Below are 17,447 nucleotides of genomic sequence, written 5' to 3'. Positions count from 1 at the left end.
GAGCCTGTCATGACCGAACCGCTCGACCGCCGCCTGCATGCCTTCCGCCCGGATCTCGCCGACGAGCGGCTCTCCGGCCGCGTCGAGGCCCTCCGCTTCGTGTCTGGCGAACCGGCGACAATTGCCGTGTCCGTCGCCGATCTTCGACCCGCGCCCGATCTTGCGCGCGGCATCGATACGCAGCTTCTGTTCGGAGAAGCAGTCCGCGTCTTCGAGCGTCGCGATGGCTGGGCCTGGGTTCAGACGGAGCAGGATGGCTATGTGGGCTATCTGCCGGAGAGCGCGCTGCAGGGGCCGGTGACGCCCACCCACTGGATTTCTGCGCCGCGCACCTTCGTCTATCCCGAGGCGGAACTGCGCAAGGTGCCGCTGATGACGCTCTCCATGGGCAGCCGCGTCACGGTGACGGGCGAGGCGGAAACGCGCGGCACGCGCTATTTCACGCTGGCCTCCGGCGGTGCCGTCATCGCCGCCCATTGCCTGTCCGTCGAGACGGTCGTCGCCGAGGATTATACCAGGATTGCCGCGCGCTTTCTGGAGACGCCCTATCTCTGGGGTGGTCGCTCCGGTTTCGGCATCGATTGCTCCGGGTTGGTGCAACTGGCGCTGATGATGGCCGGCCACGCCGCGCCGCGCGATTCCGACATGCTGGCCGCCTTCGGCACGCCGCTTCTGCCGGAAGAAGCCCGCCATGGCGATCTCGTCTTCTGGAAGGGCCATGTCGGCATTCTGGAAGATCATGGCATGCTGCTGCACGCCAATGGCCACAGCATGACGGTGGCGCGCGAGCCGCTCACCGATGCCATTGCCCGCATCGGCTGGCTCTATGGCCAGCCCACCGGCTTCCGCCGCCCTGTGTGACGTGGCGGTCATCACGCAAACGTTTCGCAGACCTATGGCGGCGTCACCCGCGAGCCCTTACATGACAATCGGATAACAAGCGCGGAGGACGTACGATGCGGATGGTGACGAAGGATTTCTGGCGGCTGCTGATGCTGGGCGCGTTGATGTCTGCGCCCGTGCTAGCCGCCGACGGCAAGGCCCAGCCCAACTGGGCCAATCCTGCGCCGGTCTACAAGGATCTGCCGGGCGTCGTCTCGCCGGAAACGCTCGCAAAGCAGAAGGCGGCGGACGAACCCAATTGCACCACGGATATTGAATACCGCCGCTGGCGGCGCGACGACATTCTCAGCAGCGACAGCGTGCCGGTGACTGTCTATCGTTGTGAGAAGAATGGCGTGACCTATTCCAGCACGCAGATGCCCGACCGCCCCTGGGTGCCCGGCCTCAACCCCACGGATCTGCCAAGACAGTAAAACGACGTCCCAGCACGGCTGGCTGCCGGAGCACGGTATTCGTCCGGAAATTTAGGCAACAAAAAAGCCCGGCTCAGCCGGGCTTTTTTGTAAAAAAATTCAAGTCGTTGGTACCGACTTGACCTTGGGAATTTGGTGCCCAGAAGAGGACTCGAACCTCCACGCCTCGCGGCACAGGTACCTGAAACCTGCGCGTCTACCAATTCCGCCATCTGGGCGACGAGGAGCCATGTACTGGGACCTGCTTCGCCTGTCAACGCCCTTTTTGAAGTTTCTGTGTCAGGCGTGATTTTTCTTGGTCGGCCGTTTATGAGGCTTTTTGCGGATAGCCTGGCTTTACGGGGCTTTGGCCGCTTCCTCGTTGTTTTTGCTGGAAGATCGATCGATATGGCCGAGATCGCGTTCGGGGTCGATGACGTCGCGCACCCGCTGCTTCAGCTCCTTCGGTCCCGGAAAACCGCCGTCGCGCACCCGTTCCCAAATCAGCTGGCCATCGACGCGGATCTCGAAAATGCCGCCGGATCCGGGTTGCAAAGCCACCTCGCCAAGGCTTTCGGCAAAGGTCTGCAGCAGTTCCTGCGCCATCCAGGCGGAACGCAGCAGCCAGTTGCACTGGATGCAGTAGTGGATCGTCACGCGGGGTTTGTCGGTCATGCCTGTTATCCTTTCGATTCGGTTGCGGCGCGCACCATGGTGGCAAGGTCCCTTTCGCCGAGACCCGCCTGTTCGGCGCCGAGAAAGCTTTGCCGGGCCGCGGCCATTGCGGGCAGCGGCAGGTCCAAAGCGGCGGCGAGATCCATCACTACGCCCGCATCCTTCACCACGCCGGAGAGCGAAAAGCCGACGCTATCGCTTTCGCCGAGAATGACGGGCAGGCGGGATTTGAAGGCGGGGCTTGCCGCCGGGCTCGTCTCCAGGAAACGCAGCATGGTCTCGCGGGCAAGGCCCGCCGCCTGGCCGAGTTGCAGCGCCTCCTTCAGGGTCTGCCACAGGCCGAGCAGCATCATGTTGTTGACGAGTTTGGCGGTTGCGCCGTGGCCGAGCGGGCCGATGTGATGGATCCGGTTGGAGAGCTGTTCGGCCACCGGCCGGAAGCGTGCGACATCCTCGGCCGCGCCGCCGATATAGAGGCCGATGGTGCCTTCCAGAACCTGCTGGGGGCCGCCGGAGATCGGCGCGTCGAGCGCCCGGCTCCCCGCCGCCTGCAGTGCTTCTTGATGTGCCGGCAGGATTTTGGGACTGACCGTGCTCGTTTCCACCACCAGTCGGCCTGAGAGATCGAGCTGTCCCAGCTGGCCGAGAATGCTCTCCACGGCTGCGTCATCCATCAGCGAGAGGATCATGATGTCGGAGGCATCGACCAGTGCGGCAAGATCGGCGGCGGAGCAGATCCCGAGCGCTGACGCCTGCTCGGCGTTCAACCCGCGCCGCGTCCAGCCGGTTACGGCAAAACCCTGCGCCGAAAGCCGCGTGGCCATCGCGCTGCCCATGCGCCCAAGGCCAATGATCCCGATGCGTTCTCGTGTCATCGCTCCCCCTCATCCTGTCTCTGCGTATCCGCAGTCATACCGCCTTCGCTGCGCCGATGGATAGCGAAAACAGGAGGATCGGGAACAGTCGCTGCGCCGGGGCGCCGGGGCTGTCGTCCGAAAAATTGGAACAACACCGCCCCCGGCCGGTTTGCGAACCAGTGCAATCACCCGGGAAGAAACATTCATGACACGCAAGCTCATCGCCGCTCTCGCCTTTTCGACCGTTCTCCCCATGGCCGCCATGGCACAGACGGGCACTGCCCCGGCCGCGCCGAACACCGGTGCGGGCCAGATGACCAATCAGAACAACGCGCACGGTGGCACGGCCGATGCGCCGCGCAGCACCGCCGATACGACCGCCGGCCCGTTCGTCACCGTTCCGGGGCAGGGCGCCTGGCGCGTCAGCGATCTCCAGGGCAAGGCCGTCTATGGCGCCAATGGCGAGAATATCGGCGACATTTCCGATGTGCTGGTAAGCCAGGATGGCAGCGTGAATGCGGTGATCATCGGCGTCGGCGGCTTCCTTGGCATCGGCCAGAAAGATGTGGCGGTGCAGATGAACGCGCTGCAGCTCGGCCCGGGCATGACTCAGCAGCAGGCCGACCAGGCCGCTGCCGGCAATCCGGCGGTATCCGGTGAGACCACCGCCTCCACCGGTACCACGGCCACGGGCACCACTTCCAACCCGGCACCGAGCGCCAACACCAATCAGGGCGGCGGCATGGGCGCGCAGGGCGCGAACACCGCCGCCAGCCCCAATGCCACCGTGCCGAACGCCACCACCGGCACCCGGACGGCGGCCAACAGCGCGGCATCCTCCAGCAGCGATGCAACGATCGGCGAAAACGGCCTGCCGGAGCGCATCGTGCTGAACGTGACGCGCGAGCAGCTGGAAGACGCGCCGGCCTTCCGGGGCATGACGCCGGCCCGCTGATCCGTTCCGATTTCTATCGAGGGCTTCGCGACGCATGCCGCGGAACCCTTTGTCGTGCCGGTGCTTCGGACCGCATATGCATTTTCGCCATGATTGACGCCCAATCAGCGGACCTCGACATATCCTGGGGGCATGATGGCGGATCTGGTGGTGGAAGGCGGCTTTCCGGTCGCGGGAACAATGCGGCCCTCGGGCAACAAGAATGCGGTGCTGCCAATGCTGTGCGCCACGCTTCTGACCGATGACGAGGTGACACTGGAAAATGTGCCCGACATCAGCGATATCGACAAGCTCGTCGCCTATTTCGAGAGCAAGGGATCGAAGGTTCATCGCGACCGGGCCGCGCATCGGCTGACCATCCGTCACGATTTTGCAGGCTTTGCCGCCCGCGAGGCCGAATTGCCGCTCGGCATGCGCGCCGCCGTGCTGCTTCTGGCGCCGGCCATGATCCGCACCGGCCGGCTGGATTTCGATACGGAAGCGAAGGGCTGCGCGCTGGGCGTGCGCGAGATCGATCCGCATCTGGAAATCCTGCAGGCCTTCGGCTGCCGCATCCTTTCCTCCCATCCGTGCGCGATGGAGGCCCCGGATGTTTATCGCGGCGCGCGCATCTGGCCGGATTATGCCTCGGTTACGGCGACCGAAACCTTCATCATGATGGCAAGCGTGGCGAGCGGCACTTCGGTGCTGAACAATGCCGCCTCCGAGCCGCATGTGCAGGCGCTCTGCGAGATGCTGGTGACGATGGGTGCCCGCATCGAGGGGATCGGCACCTCGAAGCTCACCATCACCGGGGTCGGGCGCCTGTCCGGAACAAAGGCCACCGTGCCGGACGATCACCACGAGGTGGCAACCTTCCTCGCCATCGCCGCCGTCACCGGCGGCCGGCTGCGGGTCGAATCGCAGGTCGGCCATCACATGGAGCTGATTCTCCGCCAGTTCGGCAAGCTGGGCCTTGCCTTCGATGTGGAGGAGGATGCGATCACCACCGCCGGCTGGAGCCGCAGGGTGACGGAACCGTTCACCGCCGAACTGCTGCCGAAGATCGAGGCGGCCCCCTGGCCTTATTTTCCGGCAGACCTGCTGCCGCAGGCGATCGGCGTCGCCGTCGGTTGCCAGGGCGACATCATGTTCTGGAACAAGGTGTATGAAGGCGCACTCGGCTGGTCGGCGGAACTCCTGAAATTCGGTGCGCGCGTGCATCTCTCCGATCCGCATCGCCTGATCGTCTTCGGGGGTAACACGCTGCGCCCGGCCGTGGTGGAGGCACCCTATATCATCCGCGTGGTGGTGGCGCTGCTGGTGGCGGCGATCCAGGTGCCGGGCATCAGCCGCATCAAGAATGCCGATCCGATCCGCCGCGCCTATCCCGATTTCGTGGAAAAGCTGACGGCACTCGGCGCCCGCGTGCATTGGGAATAGGCCGGGTCAAAAACCCTGAAACAGGAAATCCGTCGCGGCGGTGATGTCATCGGCGCGGTGGGAGAGGTCATCGAGCAGCGGACCAAGCTGGGATACGTTGATCGCAGCCATCCGCTGCGTCGCCATCACATAGCGATGGCCGTCAATGTCGAAGCGCGGGTTCATCCGCCCCATCGCCCAAGACATGGTTTCGATCCGGTAGAGCGGAACCACCACGCGCGTCCGCAACACATCCATAAATCGGCCTGAAGGTCGAGGAGAAGGATGTCCCTGTCCTCGGACCGGTACACCGAAAAACGCGCCATCAGAACAGCCGGTATTTGGCGAGCGGCAGCCCATGCTTCTCGATATCGGTATTTTCCGCCGCAATCGCCTCGGCATTCTCGATCCGCCAGAGCCGTTCCTTTTCGGCCTTCACGGCGCGCGCGATTCCATCTTCCGCCGCGCGTGACACATCAAGCTTCAGGTCGGTCGCCTCGGCCAGAAGTGCGCAATCAATGGAAATCTTATCCTTTGCGGATGCTGCCTGAACCATGAAACCACATCCCTTGTTACGCAGGCCCCCAAGGGTCCGCAGGCGGGATTATGAAGCAGATGCGAGGCCGCGAAAAGCCTCACTCGTCGTTCATCTTCAGCGCTGCGATAAACGCTTCCTGCGGGATTTCCACCTTGCCGAACTGGCGCATGCGCTTCTTGCCTTCCTTCTGCTTGTCCAGAAGTTTGCGCTTGCGGGTGGCGTCGCCGCCGTAGCACTTGGCGGTCACGTCCTTGCGCAGGGCGCGCACGGTTTCGCGCGCGATCACCTTGCCGCCGATGGCGGCCTGGATCGGGATCTGGAACATGTGCGGCGGAATGAGTTCCTTCAGCTTCTCGCACATGCCGCGGCCGCGCCGGTCGGCCGCCGAGCGGTGCACCAGCATGGAGAGCGCATCGACAGGATCGCCATTGACGAGGATCGACATCTTCACGAGGTCGCCGGCGCGGTAGTCGGTGATCGTATAGTCGAAGGAGGCATAGCCCTTCGAGATGGACTTCAGCCGGTCGTAGAAGTCGAACACCACTTCGTTGAGCGGCAGTTCGTAGGTCACCATGGCGCGGGTGCCGACATAGGTGAGTTCGGTCTGGATACCGCGGCGGTCCTGGCAGAGTTTGAGCACGGAACCGAGATACTCGTCCGGCGTCAGGATGGTCGCCTTGATCCAGGGCTCGCGGATCTCGTCGATCTTCACCACATCCGGCATGTCGGCCGGGTTGTGCAATTCCTTCTCCGTGCCGTCGGTCAGCGTCATCTGGTAGACGACGGAGGGCGCGGTCGCGACGAGATCGAGATTGAACTCGCGCTCCAGGCGTTCCTGGATGATTTCGAGGTGCAGCAGGCCGAGGAAGCCGCAGCGGAAGCCGAAGCCGAGTGCTGCCGAGCTTTCCATTTCGAAGGAGAAGGAGGCGTCGTTCAGGCGCAGCTTGCCCATGGCAGAGCGCAGGTCTTCAAAGTCAGCGGCATCGACGGGGAAGAGGCCGCAGAACACCACCGGCTGGGCCGGCTTGAAGCCGGGCAGGGCTGCCGCCGTCGGGCGCTTGTCCTCGGTGATCGTATCGCCGACGCGGGTATCGGCCACTTCCTTGATCGAGGCGGTGATGAAGCCGATCTCGCCGGGGCCGAGGCTGTCTACATTGACCATCTTCGGCGTCAGCACGCCGACGCGCTCGACGGTATACTTGGCATCCGTGCCCATCATGCGGATCTGCTGACCCTTCGACAGCACGCCATCGATGATGCGCACCAGAACCATCACGCCGAGATAGGTGTCGTACCAGCTGTCGACCAGCAGCGCCTTCAGCGGCGCCTTTTCGCCGCCGGGGCTCTGCGGCGCCGGCAGCTTGTGCACGATGGCTTCCAGCACGTCCGGAATGCCAAGGCCGGTCTTGGCCGAAATCAGCACGGCGTCGGAAGCGTCGATGCCGATGACTTCCTCGATCTGTTCCTTGATCCGCTCCGGTTCGGCGGCGGGCAGGTCGATCTTGTTGAGAACCGTCACCAGCTCGTGGTTGTTGTCGATCGCCTGATAGACGTTGGCGAGCGTCTGGGCTTCCACGCCCTGGCTGGCATCGACCACGAGCAGCGAGCCTTCGCAAGCCGAGAGCGAGCGCGAGACCTCATAGGCGAAGTCCACGTGGCCGGGCGTGTCGATCAGGTTCAGCACATAGGTTTCGCCATTGTTGGCCTTGTAGTGCAGGCGCACCGTCTGGGCCTTGATGGTGATGCCGCGCTCCTTCTCGATCTCCATGTTGTCGAGAACCTGCTCCGACATCTCACGGTCGGCCAGGCCGCCGGTCGACTGGATCAGGCGGTCGGCAAGCGTCGATTTGCCATGGTCGATATGGGCGACGATGGAAAAGTTGCGGATATGGTCGAGGGGCGTACGGTCTGTGCTCATGGCTCGCGCATATAGCAGCGAGGCCTTGCAACGCCTAGCGGGAAATTGCGGCAAAGCTTGAGAAAACCGGGGCTTTCGCCGGTCCGGACGCCGCTTTGTCCGTCGTCAGCCGGTCGGTTCCGTCGACTGGTCGGCCGCGCGCGCTTCCGGATCGGTCAGCACGGCGGCATTCGGCAGTTGCGCGCTGCGCAGTTCGAAGCTCTCGCGTTCGGCGGTTGGAACGGGATCGCGTTCGTTCAGCCGCCACAATGTGAAGAGCATATAGGCGGCCGCAACGAGAAGGGCGGCACCGATGAAGGTTTTGGGGCCGAAGACGGGCATCAGCGCCGTCACGGCCAGCGGCACCACGGTGGCGGCGGCCGACCAGGCCACCAGCAGCGTGCTGGACAGCGGCACGTAATCGCCGGGATCGGCCCGGTCGTTCGAATGGGCGTTGGCAATCGAATAGATCGTCTCGATCGCGCCGCCGAACACCAGGAAGATGAGCATGAACAGGATCATGTGGGTGAGGGAGGCAAACAGCGCTGCGGTTCCGGCCGTCAGAATGATGGCGCAGGTGATGAGCAGCACCCGGCGCCGGTCCATCCGGTCGGAAAGGATGCCGAGCGGATACTGCACGAAGAGCAGGCCGGTCTGCATTACGAACATCAGCAGACCCACCTCTTGCTGCGCCACCCCGTTGGTGGTGGCATAGATCGGCACGAAGCCCTGCACCACCATCGACAGCCCGCCGGAGGCAAGAACGCCGATGAGGCCGACCGGCGAAATCTGCCAGGCCATGCCGACATCGACATTGACCCGCGCCGGGGCCGGCGGGTTCGGCAGCCGCGTCAGGCCGATCGGCAGAATGGCCAGCGCCGTGAAGAAGATCGTCAGCAGCGGCGTCAGGTTGCCCGAGGTCGGGATCTGCCCGAACAGCCAGGAGCCGCAGCCGAGCCCCAGCACATAGGCCATGTAGAAGAAGGACATGGCGCGGCCCCGCCAGGCGTTCGAGGCCGCATGGTTCAGCCAGCTCTGGGCGATGATGAAGTTGCAATTGGCCGCCGCGCCATAGAGCCCGCGCCCGAGAATCCACAGAGAGACGGAGAGGTTCGAGGCGATGAAGGCGGCTGCAATGATGACGATCCCCATCGAGCAGGCAAACAGCCGCGCATGGCCGACCCGCTGGATCAGCGGCCCCGTGACGACACAGCCCACCAGCCCGCCAAAGGCAACGGCGGTGACGGCCGCCCCCGGTGCCCAGGCCGCATCGGCCGATCGCGCCAGCATATAGGGGCTGTAGGCAAACATCAGGCCGCTGCCCACCGCCGCCGTGGTCATCGAGGCGACGATACTGGCGATCGACAGGGGAGAGGAACCCCGATCAGGCGGGCCGTGCATGAAGCCTCCCAAAGGACAAGGTGGTGACGGGACCTGTGACCGGTGCCGACCGAAGGGATATGCGAGATGGGCGCAAGAGTAACTTCTTCGCTAGGCTCAGGCTATCGCGAAGACGCCGCAGCCTGTCGTTCGAATTCGCAAAAATTCCATCATGCGCTCTATTGACTCCATTATAATGGAAATGCAGGATCAGGCCATGGAACAGAATGACGAACAGTTCGAAGGCGCGCTCGGCGAGCGGTTGAAGGCACTCAGGCAGCGGGAAGGGTTTACGCTCGACCAGCTGGCCTCCGCCTCCCGGGTCAGCCGCGCGATGATCTCCCGCATCGAGCGGGGCGAGGCCAGCCCCACGGCGGCGCTGCTGGCGCGTCTGTGCGAGGCGCTCGGCCTGTCGCTCTCGGAATTCTTTGCACCGGATCAGCCGGACCGCTCGCCCGTCGCGCGGCGGGGGCAGCAGCGGATCTGGCGCGATCCGGTCACCGGCTATCTGCGCCGCTCCGTCTCGCCGCCGGGTGTTTCGTCGCGCGTCGATATCGTCGAGGTGGATTTTCCGCCCGGCGCGCGCGTCAGCTTCCCGCCGCGGGAGGAGAGCCGGTTCATGACCCAGCATATCTGGGTGTTTGCGGGCGTGCTCGAGATGATCCTGCCCGGCGAGACCTACCGGCTGGAGGCGGGCGACTGCCTGTTCATGGATATCGGCGACGCCTTCCAGTTCCACAATCCCACCGATCAACCCGTGCGCTATGCCGTCATCCTGGACCGCGGGCGCTGAGCGATGAAAGACATGCCGATGCCTATGACCACCTGCCGCCTCGTCTCCGCCGAAAATGCTGCCCCTCTGGTTGCCGACCTGTGCGAGGTTCTGTCCGACTGCGTCAATGGTGGCGCTTCCGTCGGTTTCATGCTGCCTTTTGCGCCTGAGGACGCGTTGGGCTACTGGCAGGGCATCGTCGAGAGCGTCGCCGCCGGCCACACGATCCTTGCGGTTGCGGAGGTGGAGGGCCGCGTGGTCGGCACCGTGCAGGTCGGGCTGGCACAGAAGCCGAACCAGCCGCATCGCGGCGATCTGATGAAGCTTCTCGTGCACCGCTCGGCCCGCGGCCTTGGCCTGTCGCGCAAGCTGATGGCGCTGGTGGAGGAGGAAGCCGCGCGGCGCGGTCGCATCCTTCTGGTGCTCGATACCGCGACCGGCAGCGAAGCGGAGGCGATCTACCCCCGCTTCGGTTGGGAAAAGGCCGGCGTCATTCCCGATTACGCGCTGTGGCCGCAGGGCGGCTTCTGCAGCACCACCCTGTTCTACAAGCGGGTGGCCTGACCTTACTTCAGCGTCGTCTCGAAGGCCTCGACAATCAGCTTTTCCGCATCCTTGTGAACTTCCGCCCGGTCGCGCAGGCCCTTGCCGTCGCAGATGGGATCGGCATCGCCGGATTCGCTCAGCACATCCTGCGCATCGGGCTTGCAGACCGGCAGGAAGCTGAAATGGTTGGCGCCGGGGATCTGGCGGTACTGGGCGCCGGGGATTTTGGCGGAAAGCATATCGGCCTTGACGGCGACGGGCACGCTGCCCGGGCTGCCCAGATTGATGACGGTCGTCGGCACCTTGATCGCCGTCAGGCTGTCGGCCTTGAAGGCGGTCGCGAGACCGGGGTCGACGATGACGGCGGAGGTGACGCGGGGATCGAGATTCGACTGCTCGAAATGTGCCTTGTCGAAGTCCCGCAGTTTCACGACCGGCGAGGCGACCCGCTTGCCGTCAACGAAGCCGAAGCCGCCGGCAAACCACTGGCAATCCATCATCATGGTATAGCGGTCGCAGTAATCGGCATAGGCGTTGAGGTCGGCGCGGGCGCCGATCAGTTCCAGTGCCGTGCTGGCGCCGAGCGAAAAGCCGATGACGCCGATCTTCGCGGCGTCGACGGAAGCCTGCCAGCGGGCATCTCCTGTCATCCAGGTGATGATGTTGGAGAGATCCTGCGTCCGCTCCCAGATGCGCGGCGTGGCAATCGGCGTTGAATCGCCGCTGGTCGTGCCGGGATGATCGGGGCCGGCAACGATGAAACCCTGTTCCGCAAGACGGGCTGCAATCCAGGTCATGCCTTGCGCCCGTGAGCCGGAGCCGTGCGACAGCAGGACCAGCGGGTGGTGGCCGGGATCGATCGCCGCATCCGGCTTGGCGGCGGCACCGGTGAAGATGCGGTTGTCGCCGACGAGAGCCTCCGGCGCCTTGGCCTTCGAGGGATACCAGACATCGACGGAGAGCGGCTTGCCGCGTTGCATCGAGGGAACGGAAATCGTGGTGACGCCGATGGCGGTCTCGGCAAAGGCCGTCCAGGGCAGGAAGGCGCTTGAAAGAAGGGCGGTCAGGAGAAGAAGCCTTTTCATGGGAAAACCTCGTTGGATGAAGCGACGAGGGCAAACTTTCGGTTTTCGGCAGGCTTCTCGACCTGAAACATGATCAAGGTCGTCTCGAAACGCGATCCGGGACGGACGACCCGGCGAGATGTCCAGGGGGAACTTCCAGGTGGTTTGAGGGTTGGTCACCATCACCCCTGCCAACCCGGAGGCAAGCATGAGCAAGACCAATGTCAAGGAACTGCAGGCCCGCGCCAAGGCTCAGGTGCAAAACACCAGCGCCGGCGGCCATCTCGGCGGCACCTATTACGGGCAACAGCCGGACGGCAAGACCGCCAGCCAGAACGACCGTGTCGGTGCCAAGAGCCGGCGCAACAACGGCAGCAAGTGAGCGGCGCCAAGCCTCTCGATCCTTCGATGGCATATCGATCCGAGACCCCGCTGCAATGCGGGGTTTCAGCGCCGGGAGGGAGAAGGGACGGCCGCCCTGCGGGCAAACCGGTCCGCACCGCTGCCTGAGATGGCGGCGGCGCAGGCCAGTCGTGCCGACAGCGCTGCCAGCTTTTCCGGCTGCGTCAGACCCATGCGGTAAAGCCGCAGCACGATGCGCGCAATGCTGTCCGGATCGGGCGCATCCGCCTGCCTGTCACAGGCAAACACGACGGAGCGGATCGCCCTGTCCAGAATGGCAAGGTCGCTCGGTCCGAGGATGCTGGGATAGAACCGGGTGTGCCGTTGCGGCATGACTTTCTCCGTGCAGCAGGCGACACCATAGGCCCATGGTCTTCTTGCGCAATATCAAATGTTAAGGCCGCGCATAGAGCGGAGTGGCAGGCCAGGAGGCCGAGTCTGGTCCATTTTCCCTGCATGACAAAAAGGCGGCCGCCGCTGCCGGCCGCCGCCTTCCCTATCGTTTTTGGCGGTTGCGCCGCTTACAGCGTGCCGTTGCGCTGCTGGATCATCATGAAGGTATCGAAGCTGTAGTCGGCGATCTGCAGCCACAGATAGCCGTCCTTCTTGAAGGCCTGCTGGCTGTCGTAGATCTTCTTGAAGTTGGGATTGGTCGCGCTGATTTCGGCATAGGTTTCCTGGGCCGCCTTGTAGCAGACCTCCAGAATGTCCTGGCTGAAGGGGCGCAGGATGGCGCCTTCGCCCACCAGTTCGCGCAGCGCCTTGGCGTTCAGCGCATCGTAGCGCTCCAGCATCAGGGCATTGACGCGGGCGCAGGCATCGGTCAGCACCCGCTGGTAGCGCTTCGGCAGGTTCTTGAACTTGTCACGGTTGAAGAAGGTGTGAACCGTCGGACCGCCTTCCCACCACGCAGGATAGTAGTAGTATTTGGCCACCTTGTAGAAGCCGAGCTTGTAGTCGTCATAGGGACCGACGAATTCGGTGGCGTCGATCGTGCCCTTTTCGAGCGCTGCATAGACATCGCCGCCGGCGATCTGCTGCGGCGTCACGCCCACCTTGCTCATCACCTGGCCGGCAAGGCCGGCAATGCGCATCTTCAGGCCCTTCAGATCGTCAACGGTCTTGATTTCCTTGCGGAACCAGCCGCCCATCTGCGCGCCGGTATTGCCCGACGGCAGAGCATAGAGGTTGTGGCCGGCGAAGAATTCGTTGAGCAGGTCGTTGCCGCCACCGACGGTGAACCAGGAATTGCTGAGACGTGCATTGAGGCCGAAGGGAATGGCGGTGCCGAGCGCGAAGGTCGGATCCTTGCCGACATAGTAGTAGGCGCAGGTATGGGCCATTTCCACCGTGCCGGCCGCCACCGCATCGGCCGCCTGCAGCGGCGGCACGATTTCGCCGGCCGCAAAGGTCTGGATCTGGAACTTGCCATCGGTGGCTTCCGACACGCTTCTGGCGATCTCGGTGGCGCTGTCGAACAGGATGTTGAGGCTCTTCGGGAAGGACGAGGTGAGGCGCCAGGTCAGTTCCGGGTTTTCCTGGGCAATGGCGGGAGCGGCAAGGGCGGCTGCGCCAACTCCGGCAACACCGGCCTGGCGGAAGAAGGATCTGCGGTTCATGGACTAAAAGCCTTCAATTTCAGGGGGTGCTGAGCATATGCCCAGGCTACCGGCCCCTAAATCATTTTGTTGTCGGCGCTGCAAGGCAAAAGGGCGGCCGCGCTGACCCTTCGCGGTTTTCGGGTGGCGCGCGACACTTCGGCCGTTTGTTTCAGGCTTGTCAGATTTTCCGGGAACCCTTATTATTAGAATAATTCTAAAAAGGAATTCCGACATGCTCGACCTGTTTCGCGGCTCTTCCCGCCGCAGCTTCGATTCCCTCAGCGAGGCGGAGATCCTCGCGCTCGCCATTTCATCGGAAGAGGAGGATGCACGGATCTATCAGTCCTATGCCCGCGCCCTCGAGCCTCAGGCGCCGGACAGCGCCAAGGTTTTTCGCGATATGGCCGAGGTGGAGCATGCGCACCGCAACATGCTGATCTCGCAGTTTCGCCAGCGGTTCGGCGAGGACATCCCGCTGATCCGGCGCGAGCATGTGCGCGGCTTCTACCAGCGCCGGCCGGACTGGCTGATGACCAATCTCTCGCTCGAGACGATCCGGGCCCAGGCCGAACTGATGGAGGAGCAGGCTGCTCGCTTCTATCTGGAAGCCATCAAGCGGGTGACGGACGCCTCAACACGACAGCTTCTGGGCGATCTTGCCGTGGCCGAGCAGGGGCATGGCGAGATTGCCCGCATGCTGGGCGACAAGCATGCGCCGGAAGAGGTGCGCGAGGAGGAGGCGGCCACCGAGCGCCGCCAGTTCATCCTTACCTATGTGCAGCCCGGTCTTGCCGGCCTGATGGATGGATCGGTATCCACGCTCGCCCCCATCTTCGCGGCGGCCTTTGCCACCCAGGACACATGGCAGACCTTTCTGGTCGGCCTCTCGGCATCGGTCGGTGCCGGCATCTCCATGGGGTTCACGGAGGCTTCGCATGACGACGGCAAGCTGTCCGGGCGTGGTTCGCCGCTGAAGCGCGGCCTTGCCTGCGGCATCATGACGGCGCTTGGCGGCCTCGGCCACGCACTGCCTTATCTCATCCCACACTTCTGGACGGCGACGATCGTCGCGGCCTTCATCGTCTTCATCGAATTGTGGGCGATCGCCTTCATCCAGAACAAGTATATGGAAACGCCCTTCCTGCGGGCTGTCTTCCAGGTGGTGTTCGGCGGCTCCCTCGTCCTCGCCGCCGGCATTTTGATTGGGAATGGGTGAGCTGCGAAGGCGTAGCCGGCAAAACGTGCCAGTGGCACGTTTTGAGCAGCGAACGCGCCGAGCCCAAGCGAGGCGCCGGGGCTTCAGCCAGGAGCGACGGCGTAGCCGGCAAAACTTAGCCGTGGCACGTTTTGAGCAGCGAACGCGCCGAGCCCAAGCGAGGCGCCAGGGCTTCAGCCAGGAGCGACGGCGTAGCCGGCAAAACTTAGCCGTGGCACGTTTGAGCGACGAACGCGCCGAGCCCAAGCGAGGCGCCGGTGCTTCAGCCAGGAGCGACGGCGTAGCCGGCAAAACTTAGCCGTGGCACGTTTTGAGCAGCGAACGCGCCGAGCCTGAAGCGAGGCGCCGGGGCTTTCGCCAGTTGCGACGGCCAGCCGTACTGCCCGTCCAGACAACAAAAAAGGCCAGCATCCGCCGGCCTCTCTTCTGTGCCCTATGTCCGGTCAATCAGCGCAGTGCGCCGACCAGAATGTCGCGGCCATCCTCGATGGTGACCCAGCGGCCGGTGTTGAAGGTCGCCTGACGCTTCAGATAGGTGTAGGGCGTGGCCGTCCAGAGGTTCACGTCATCGGTCAGGTTGTCGAGGATGAAGTCGCCCTCGGAGGTGCGCACCGTCAGAACCGCATGGCCCTCGCCATCGGGCTTGCGGACCACGGTGATCAGCAGATCGGCCAGCGAAAAGCCCTTTTCGGAGAGTTCCTTGCGCTTTTCCAGCACATAGTCCTCGCAGTCGCCGGCATCCACCGGATATTCCCAGTATTCTTCCTTGCCGTAGACTTCCATGTCGGTCTTGGCGGTGATGCGATGGTTTACCGACTCATTGACCTCGTGGATCATCTGCCAGCCATAGGCGGTGACCTTGGCCGGCGGAGTCGAGGTGAAGCGGATGTTGCATTCGTCGGGATGGCGCTGGCAGAATTCGTAATGGCCGATCGGCTGGGAGGTCACATTGCCCGTCACCATATTGGCCAGTGGACGAGAGGCCGGAACCGCGGCCGAGGCGGAGCCAAGCACAACAGCAAGCACCACGGCTACATGCCGCGCGTTCAGGGCATTCATCATGGACCCGTCCCTTCAAATCCTAACAAAAGGTTAAGAGCCAAAGGGACGAGGTGTCAATTATGAACAGAGTCTTAACGGCGGGACTCTGCGTTTATGGTTAAGATTGCTGCGTGAATGCTGCATCCCCTGCGGCGCAAGGCGGGACGCCCTATAGGAGAGCGGTGATCGCGGCCTGCATCCGTTCGATATCCTGCGGCCGCGACAGCCGGTGATCGCCGTCACGGACCAGCGTCAGCACCACGTCGTCGGCCGGCAGGAACTCCATCAGCTTGAGTGCATGCTGGTAGGGCACGTCTTCGTCGCGCATGCCCTGCAGGATGTGGACCGGGCAACGGGTCTCGATCAGTCCCTGCAGCACGCGGTTGCGGCGACCATCCTCGATGAGGGCGCGGGTGAAGATATTGGGCTCCGGACTGTATTGCGAGGGTTCCTCGAAGAAGCCGCGCTCCTCCAGCGACCGGCGTTCGGCGTCGGACAATGCCGGTTCGATCAGTTCGCTGGTAAAGTCGGGTGCGGGTGCGATCAGCACCATGCCGCGCACCGTCGGCGCTCCGGGGCGGCGGCCAAGTTCCTGCACGGCCCTCAGCGCAATCCAGCCGCCCATGGAAGAGCCGACCAGGATGATCTCGGTCGCCGGATGAGCATCGATCACCGCGAGCGTTTCCTCCAGCCAGCGGGAAATTGTCCCGTCGCGAAAGGCGCCGCCGGACTGGCCGTGGCCCGAATAGTCAAAGCGCAGCGCCGCAAGGCCCCGCTCACCGGCCAGCCTGTCCATCTCCAGCGCCTTGGTGCCTGTCATGTCCGAGCGATAGCCGCCAAGCCAGACGAGCATCGGCCCGGTCTCTGCACGTTCTGCGGGACGGTAAAGCGTCGCGATCGGGCGGGCCTGCCCGTTCTCGCCGACGGCAAGGGTGGCGGCGCGGATGGGGTCGGATGGCTGTGTCATGCGTCTGTCTCTCCGGCTGTGTGGCTGCCTATAGAGCAGATTCGCGAAAAGCCGGCAGCAGGTGATTTCTCCCAGCAAATATGCTATTGACTTCGAAGCAGCGTTGACGACATTGCCCGCTATTGCGCTTGAGCGCAGATGATCGCCGCTGCGATCCAGAAACAATTCGAGGAGAATACGACCATTCGCAGACCTTTCAAAGCCGACGCTCCAGTCAAGGACGGGCCGCGCTCCAACCGGGAAATCCGCATCCCCCGCGTTCAGCTGATCAACGCAGAGGGTGAAAACCTCGGCATCGTGCCGACAGATCAGGCGCTCAAGATGGCGGAGGAGGCGGGTCTCGATCTGGTCGAGATTTCTCCCAACAACGACCCGCCGGTCTGCAAGATCCTCGATCTCGGCAAGCTGAAATACGCCAACCAGAAGAAGGCGGCCGAAGCACGCAAGAAGCAGAAGATCGTCGAAATCAAAGAAATCAAGATGCGTCCGAACATCGACACCCATGATTATGAGGTGAAGATGAAGGCCATCAACCGCTTCTTCGAGGATGGCGACAAGGTTCGCGTGACGCTTCGCTTCCGCGGTCGCGAAATGGCGCACCAGGAACTGGGCATGAAGCTTCTGCTTCAGGTGAAGGAAGACACCGCGGCGATTGCCAAGGTGGAGGCCGAGCCGAAGCTTGAAGGCCGCCAGATGATGATGGTGTTGGCCCCTCGTTGAGGCCAGCCTGTCCGTCTCTGTGAGGCGCCCGGATCTGCCGCCTGCGACGGTTGCGACAATCCCGCTTTCCCCATTGCGCTTTGCGGCATCAGCCGCTATAAGCGCGCGTCCGAACGGTCC

20 protein-coding genes and 1 tRNA gene are annotated in these 17,447 nt (G+C 63.6%); 9 read left to right on the top strand and 12 right to left on the bottom strand.

Annotated elements, in window-relative coordinates:
• Positions 1–9 precede the first annotated feature (9 nt).
• Complete coding sequence (locus F3H95_RS21160) at positions 10–861, top strand: NlpC/P60 family protein (protein WP_149747464.1); 852 nt, start codon at positions 10–12, stop codon at positions 859–861.
• Positions 862–956: 95 nt separating this feature from the next.
• On the top strand, positions 957–1,316 hold the full coding sequence (locus F3H95_RS21155) for a hypothetical protein (protein ID WP_143127206.1): 360 nt from the start codon (positions 957–959) through the stop codon (positions 1,314–1,316).
• Positions 1,317–1,449: 133 nt separating this feature from the next.
• Here the strand turns inward: F3H95_RS21155 and F3H95_RS21150 are convergent.
• The 3 genes from F3H95_RS21150 to F3H95_RS21140 all read right to left on the bottom strand — a co-directional run bounded on the left by F3H95_RS21150 (position 1,450) and on the right by F3H95_RS21140 (position 2,845).
• A tRNA-Leu gene (locus F3H95_RS21150) sits at positions 1,450–1,534 on the bottom strand.
• A gap of 118 nt (positions 1,535–1,652) precedes the next feature.
• The gene (locus F3H95_RS21145; RefSeq protein WP_143127198.1) at positions 1,653–1,970 is read right to left on the bottom strand and encodes a SelT/SelW/SelH family protein; all 318 of its coding nucleotides are present in this window, start codon (positions 1,968–1,970) and stop codon (positions 1,653–1,655) included.
• Between the two features lie 5 nt (positions 1,971–1,975).
• Positions 1,976–2,845 carry an NAD(P)-dependent oxidoreductase gene (locus tag F3H95_RS21140; RefSeq protein ID WP_149747463.1) on the bottom strand — a complete coding sequence of 290 codons (870 nt, stop codon included), beginning with the start codon at positions 2,843–2,845 and terminating at the stop codon, positions 1,976–1,978.
• A 187-nt stretch (positions 2,846–3,032) separates the two neighbouring features.
• On the opposite strand from F3H95_RS21140, the gene F3H95_RS21135 reads away from it, so the two are divergent.
• Together F3H95_RS21135 and F3H95_RS21130 are read left to right on the top strand one after the other, a co-directional pair.
• Positions 3,033–3,782 carry a PRC-barrel domain-containing protein gene (locus tag F3H95_RS21135; protein WP_149747462.1) on the top strand — a complete coding sequence of 250 codons (750 nt, stop codon included), beginning with the start codon at positions 3,033–3,035 and terminating at the stop codon, positions 3,780–3,782.
• Between the two features lie 135 nt (positions 3,783–3,917).
• The gene (locus F3H95_RS21130) at positions 3,918–5,204 is read left to right on the top strand and encodes a UDP-N-acetylglucosamine 1-carboxyvinyltransferase (protein ID WP_143127195.1); all 1,287 of its coding nucleotides are present in this window, start codon (positions 3,918–3,920) and stop codon (positions 5,202–5,204) included.
• A gap of 6 nt (positions 5,205–5,210) precedes the next feature.
• Here F3H95_RS21130 and F3H95_RS21125 read toward each other — a convergent pair whose 3' ends face one another.
• From F3H95_RS21125 to F3H95_RS21110, 4 genes are all read right to left on the bottom strand, one after another.
• The gene (locus tag F3H95_RS21125) at positions 5,211–5,441 is read right to left on the bottom strand and encodes a CcdB family protein (RefSeq protein ID WP_348530072.1); all 231 of its coding nucleotides are present in this window, start codon (positions 5,439–5,441) and stop codon (positions 5,211–5,213) included.
• A gap of 67 nt (positions 5,442–5,508) precedes the next feature.
• Complete coding sequence (locus F3H95_RS21120; RefSeq protein ID WP_149747461.1) at positions 5,509–5,739, bottom strand: type II toxin-antitoxin system CcdA family antitoxin; 231 nt, start codon at positions 5,737–5,739, stop codon at positions 5,509–5,511.
• Between the two features lie 79 nt (positions 5,740–5,818).
• Positions 5,819–7,639, bottom strand: coding sequence for a translation elongation factor 4 (lepA, locus tag F3H95_RS21115; RefSeq protein ID WP_143127192.1), 1,821 nt, complete (start codon positions 7,637–7,639; stop codon positions 5,819–5,821).
• 105 nt (positions 7,640–7,744) lie between these two features.
• Positions 7,745–9,019: an MFS transporter gene (locus F3H95_RS21110; protein ID WP_149747460.1), complete on the bottom strand. Its 1,275-nt coding sequence runs from the start codon at positions 9,017–9,019 to the stop codon at positions 7,745–7,747.
• Between the two features lie 196 nt (positions 9,020–9,215).
• Between F3H95_RS21110 and F3H95_RS21105 the strand changes: the two genes are divergently transcribed.
• On the top strand, positions 9,216–9,791 hold the full coding sequence (locus F3H95_RS21105; protein ID WP_143127190.1) for a helix-turn-helix transcriptional regulator: 576 nt from the start codon (positions 9,216–9,218) through the stop codon (positions 9,789–9,791).
• 24 nt (positions 9,792–9,815) lie between these two features.
• The gene (locus tag F3H95_RS21100) at positions 9,816–10,334 is read left to right on the top strand and encodes a GNAT family N-acetyltransferase (protein ID WP_149747559.1); all 519 of its coding nucleotides are present in this window, start codon (positions 9,816–9,818) and stop codon (positions 10,332–10,334) included.
• Positions 10,335–10,336: 2 nt separating this feature from the next.
• On the opposite strand, the gene F3H95_RS21095 is transcribed toward F3H95_RS21100, so the two are convergent.
• Positions 10,337–11,401, bottom strand: coding sequence for an alpha/beta hydrolase (locus F3H95_RS21095; protein WP_149747459.1), 1,065 nt, complete (start codon positions 11,399–11,401; stop codon positions 10,337–10,339).
• Between the two features lie 187 nt (positions 11,402–11,588).
• On the opposite strand from F3H95_RS21095, the gene F3H95_RS27230 reads away from it, so the two are divergent.
• Entirely contained in the window at positions 11,589–11,762 is a 174-nt protein-coding gene (locus F3H95_RS27230) for a hypothetical protein (RefSeq protein ID WP_188134448.1), read from the top strand.
• Positions 11,763–11,827: 65 nt separating this feature from the next.
• On the opposite strand, the gene F3H95_RS21090 is transcribed toward F3H95_RS27230, so the two are convergent.
• Positions 11,828–12,115, bottom strand: a complete 288-nt coding sequence (locus tag F3H95_RS21090) for a hypothetical protein (RefSeq protein ID WP_149747458.1) — start codon at positions 12,113–12,115, stop codon at positions 11,828–11,830.
• Between the two features lie 188 nt (positions 12,116–12,303).
• Positions 12,304–13,401, bottom strand: coding sequence for a TRAP transporter substrate-binding protein (locus tag F3H95_RS21085; protein ID WP_143127187.1), 1,098 nt, complete (start codon positions 13,399–13,401; stop codon positions 12,304–12,306).
• 214 nt (positions 13,402–13,615) lie between these two features.
• Here F3H95_RS21085 and mbfA point away from each other — a divergent pair, with 214 nt between their 5' ends.
• Positions 13,616–14,599 carry an iron exporter MbfA gene (gene mbfA, locus F3H95_RS21080; protein WP_143127186.1) on the top strand — a complete coding sequence of 328 codons (984 nt, stop codon included), beginning with the start codon at positions 13,616–13,618 and terminating at the stop codon, positions 14,597–14,599.
• Positions 14,600–15,046: 447 nt separating this feature from the next.
• Here mbfA and F3H95_RS21075 read toward each other — a convergent pair whose 3' ends face one another.
• Positions 15,047–15,661 (bottom strand): transglutaminase-like cysteine peptidase, encoded by a 615-nt coding sequence (locus F3H95_RS21075; RefSeq protein WP_143127185.1) that lies wholly within the window; start codon positions 15,659–15,661, stop codon positions 15,047–15,049.
• Positions 15,662–15,809: 148 nt separating this feature from the next.
• A complete protein-coding gene (locus tag F3H95_RS21070) occupies positions 15,810–16,607 on the bottom strand; it encodes an alpha/beta hydrolase (RefSeq protein ID WP_149747457.1) in 798 nt (265 codons plus the stop codon).
• Positions 16,608–16,790: 183 nt separating this feature from the next.
• Between F3H95_RS21070 and infC the strand changes: the two genes are divergently transcribed.
• Positions 16,791–17,327: a translation initiation factor IF-3 gene (gene infC, locus F3H95_RS21065; RefSeq protein WP_215568157.1), complete on the top strand. Its 537-nt coding sequence runs from the start codon at positions 16,791–16,793 to the stop codon at positions 17,325–17,327.
• Positions 17,328–17,447: the final 120 nt, after the last annotated feature.

The organism is Rhizobium sp. RU35A (genome assembly GCF_900156005.1).
Lineage (GTDB): Bacteria > Pseudomonadota > Alphaproteobacteria > Rhizobiales > Rhizobiaceae > Neorhizobium > Neorhizobium straminoryzae.
The sequence above is the reverse complement of the archived record's forward strand: the minus strand, read 5'-3'. Positions and strand labels throughout refer to the sequence as shown.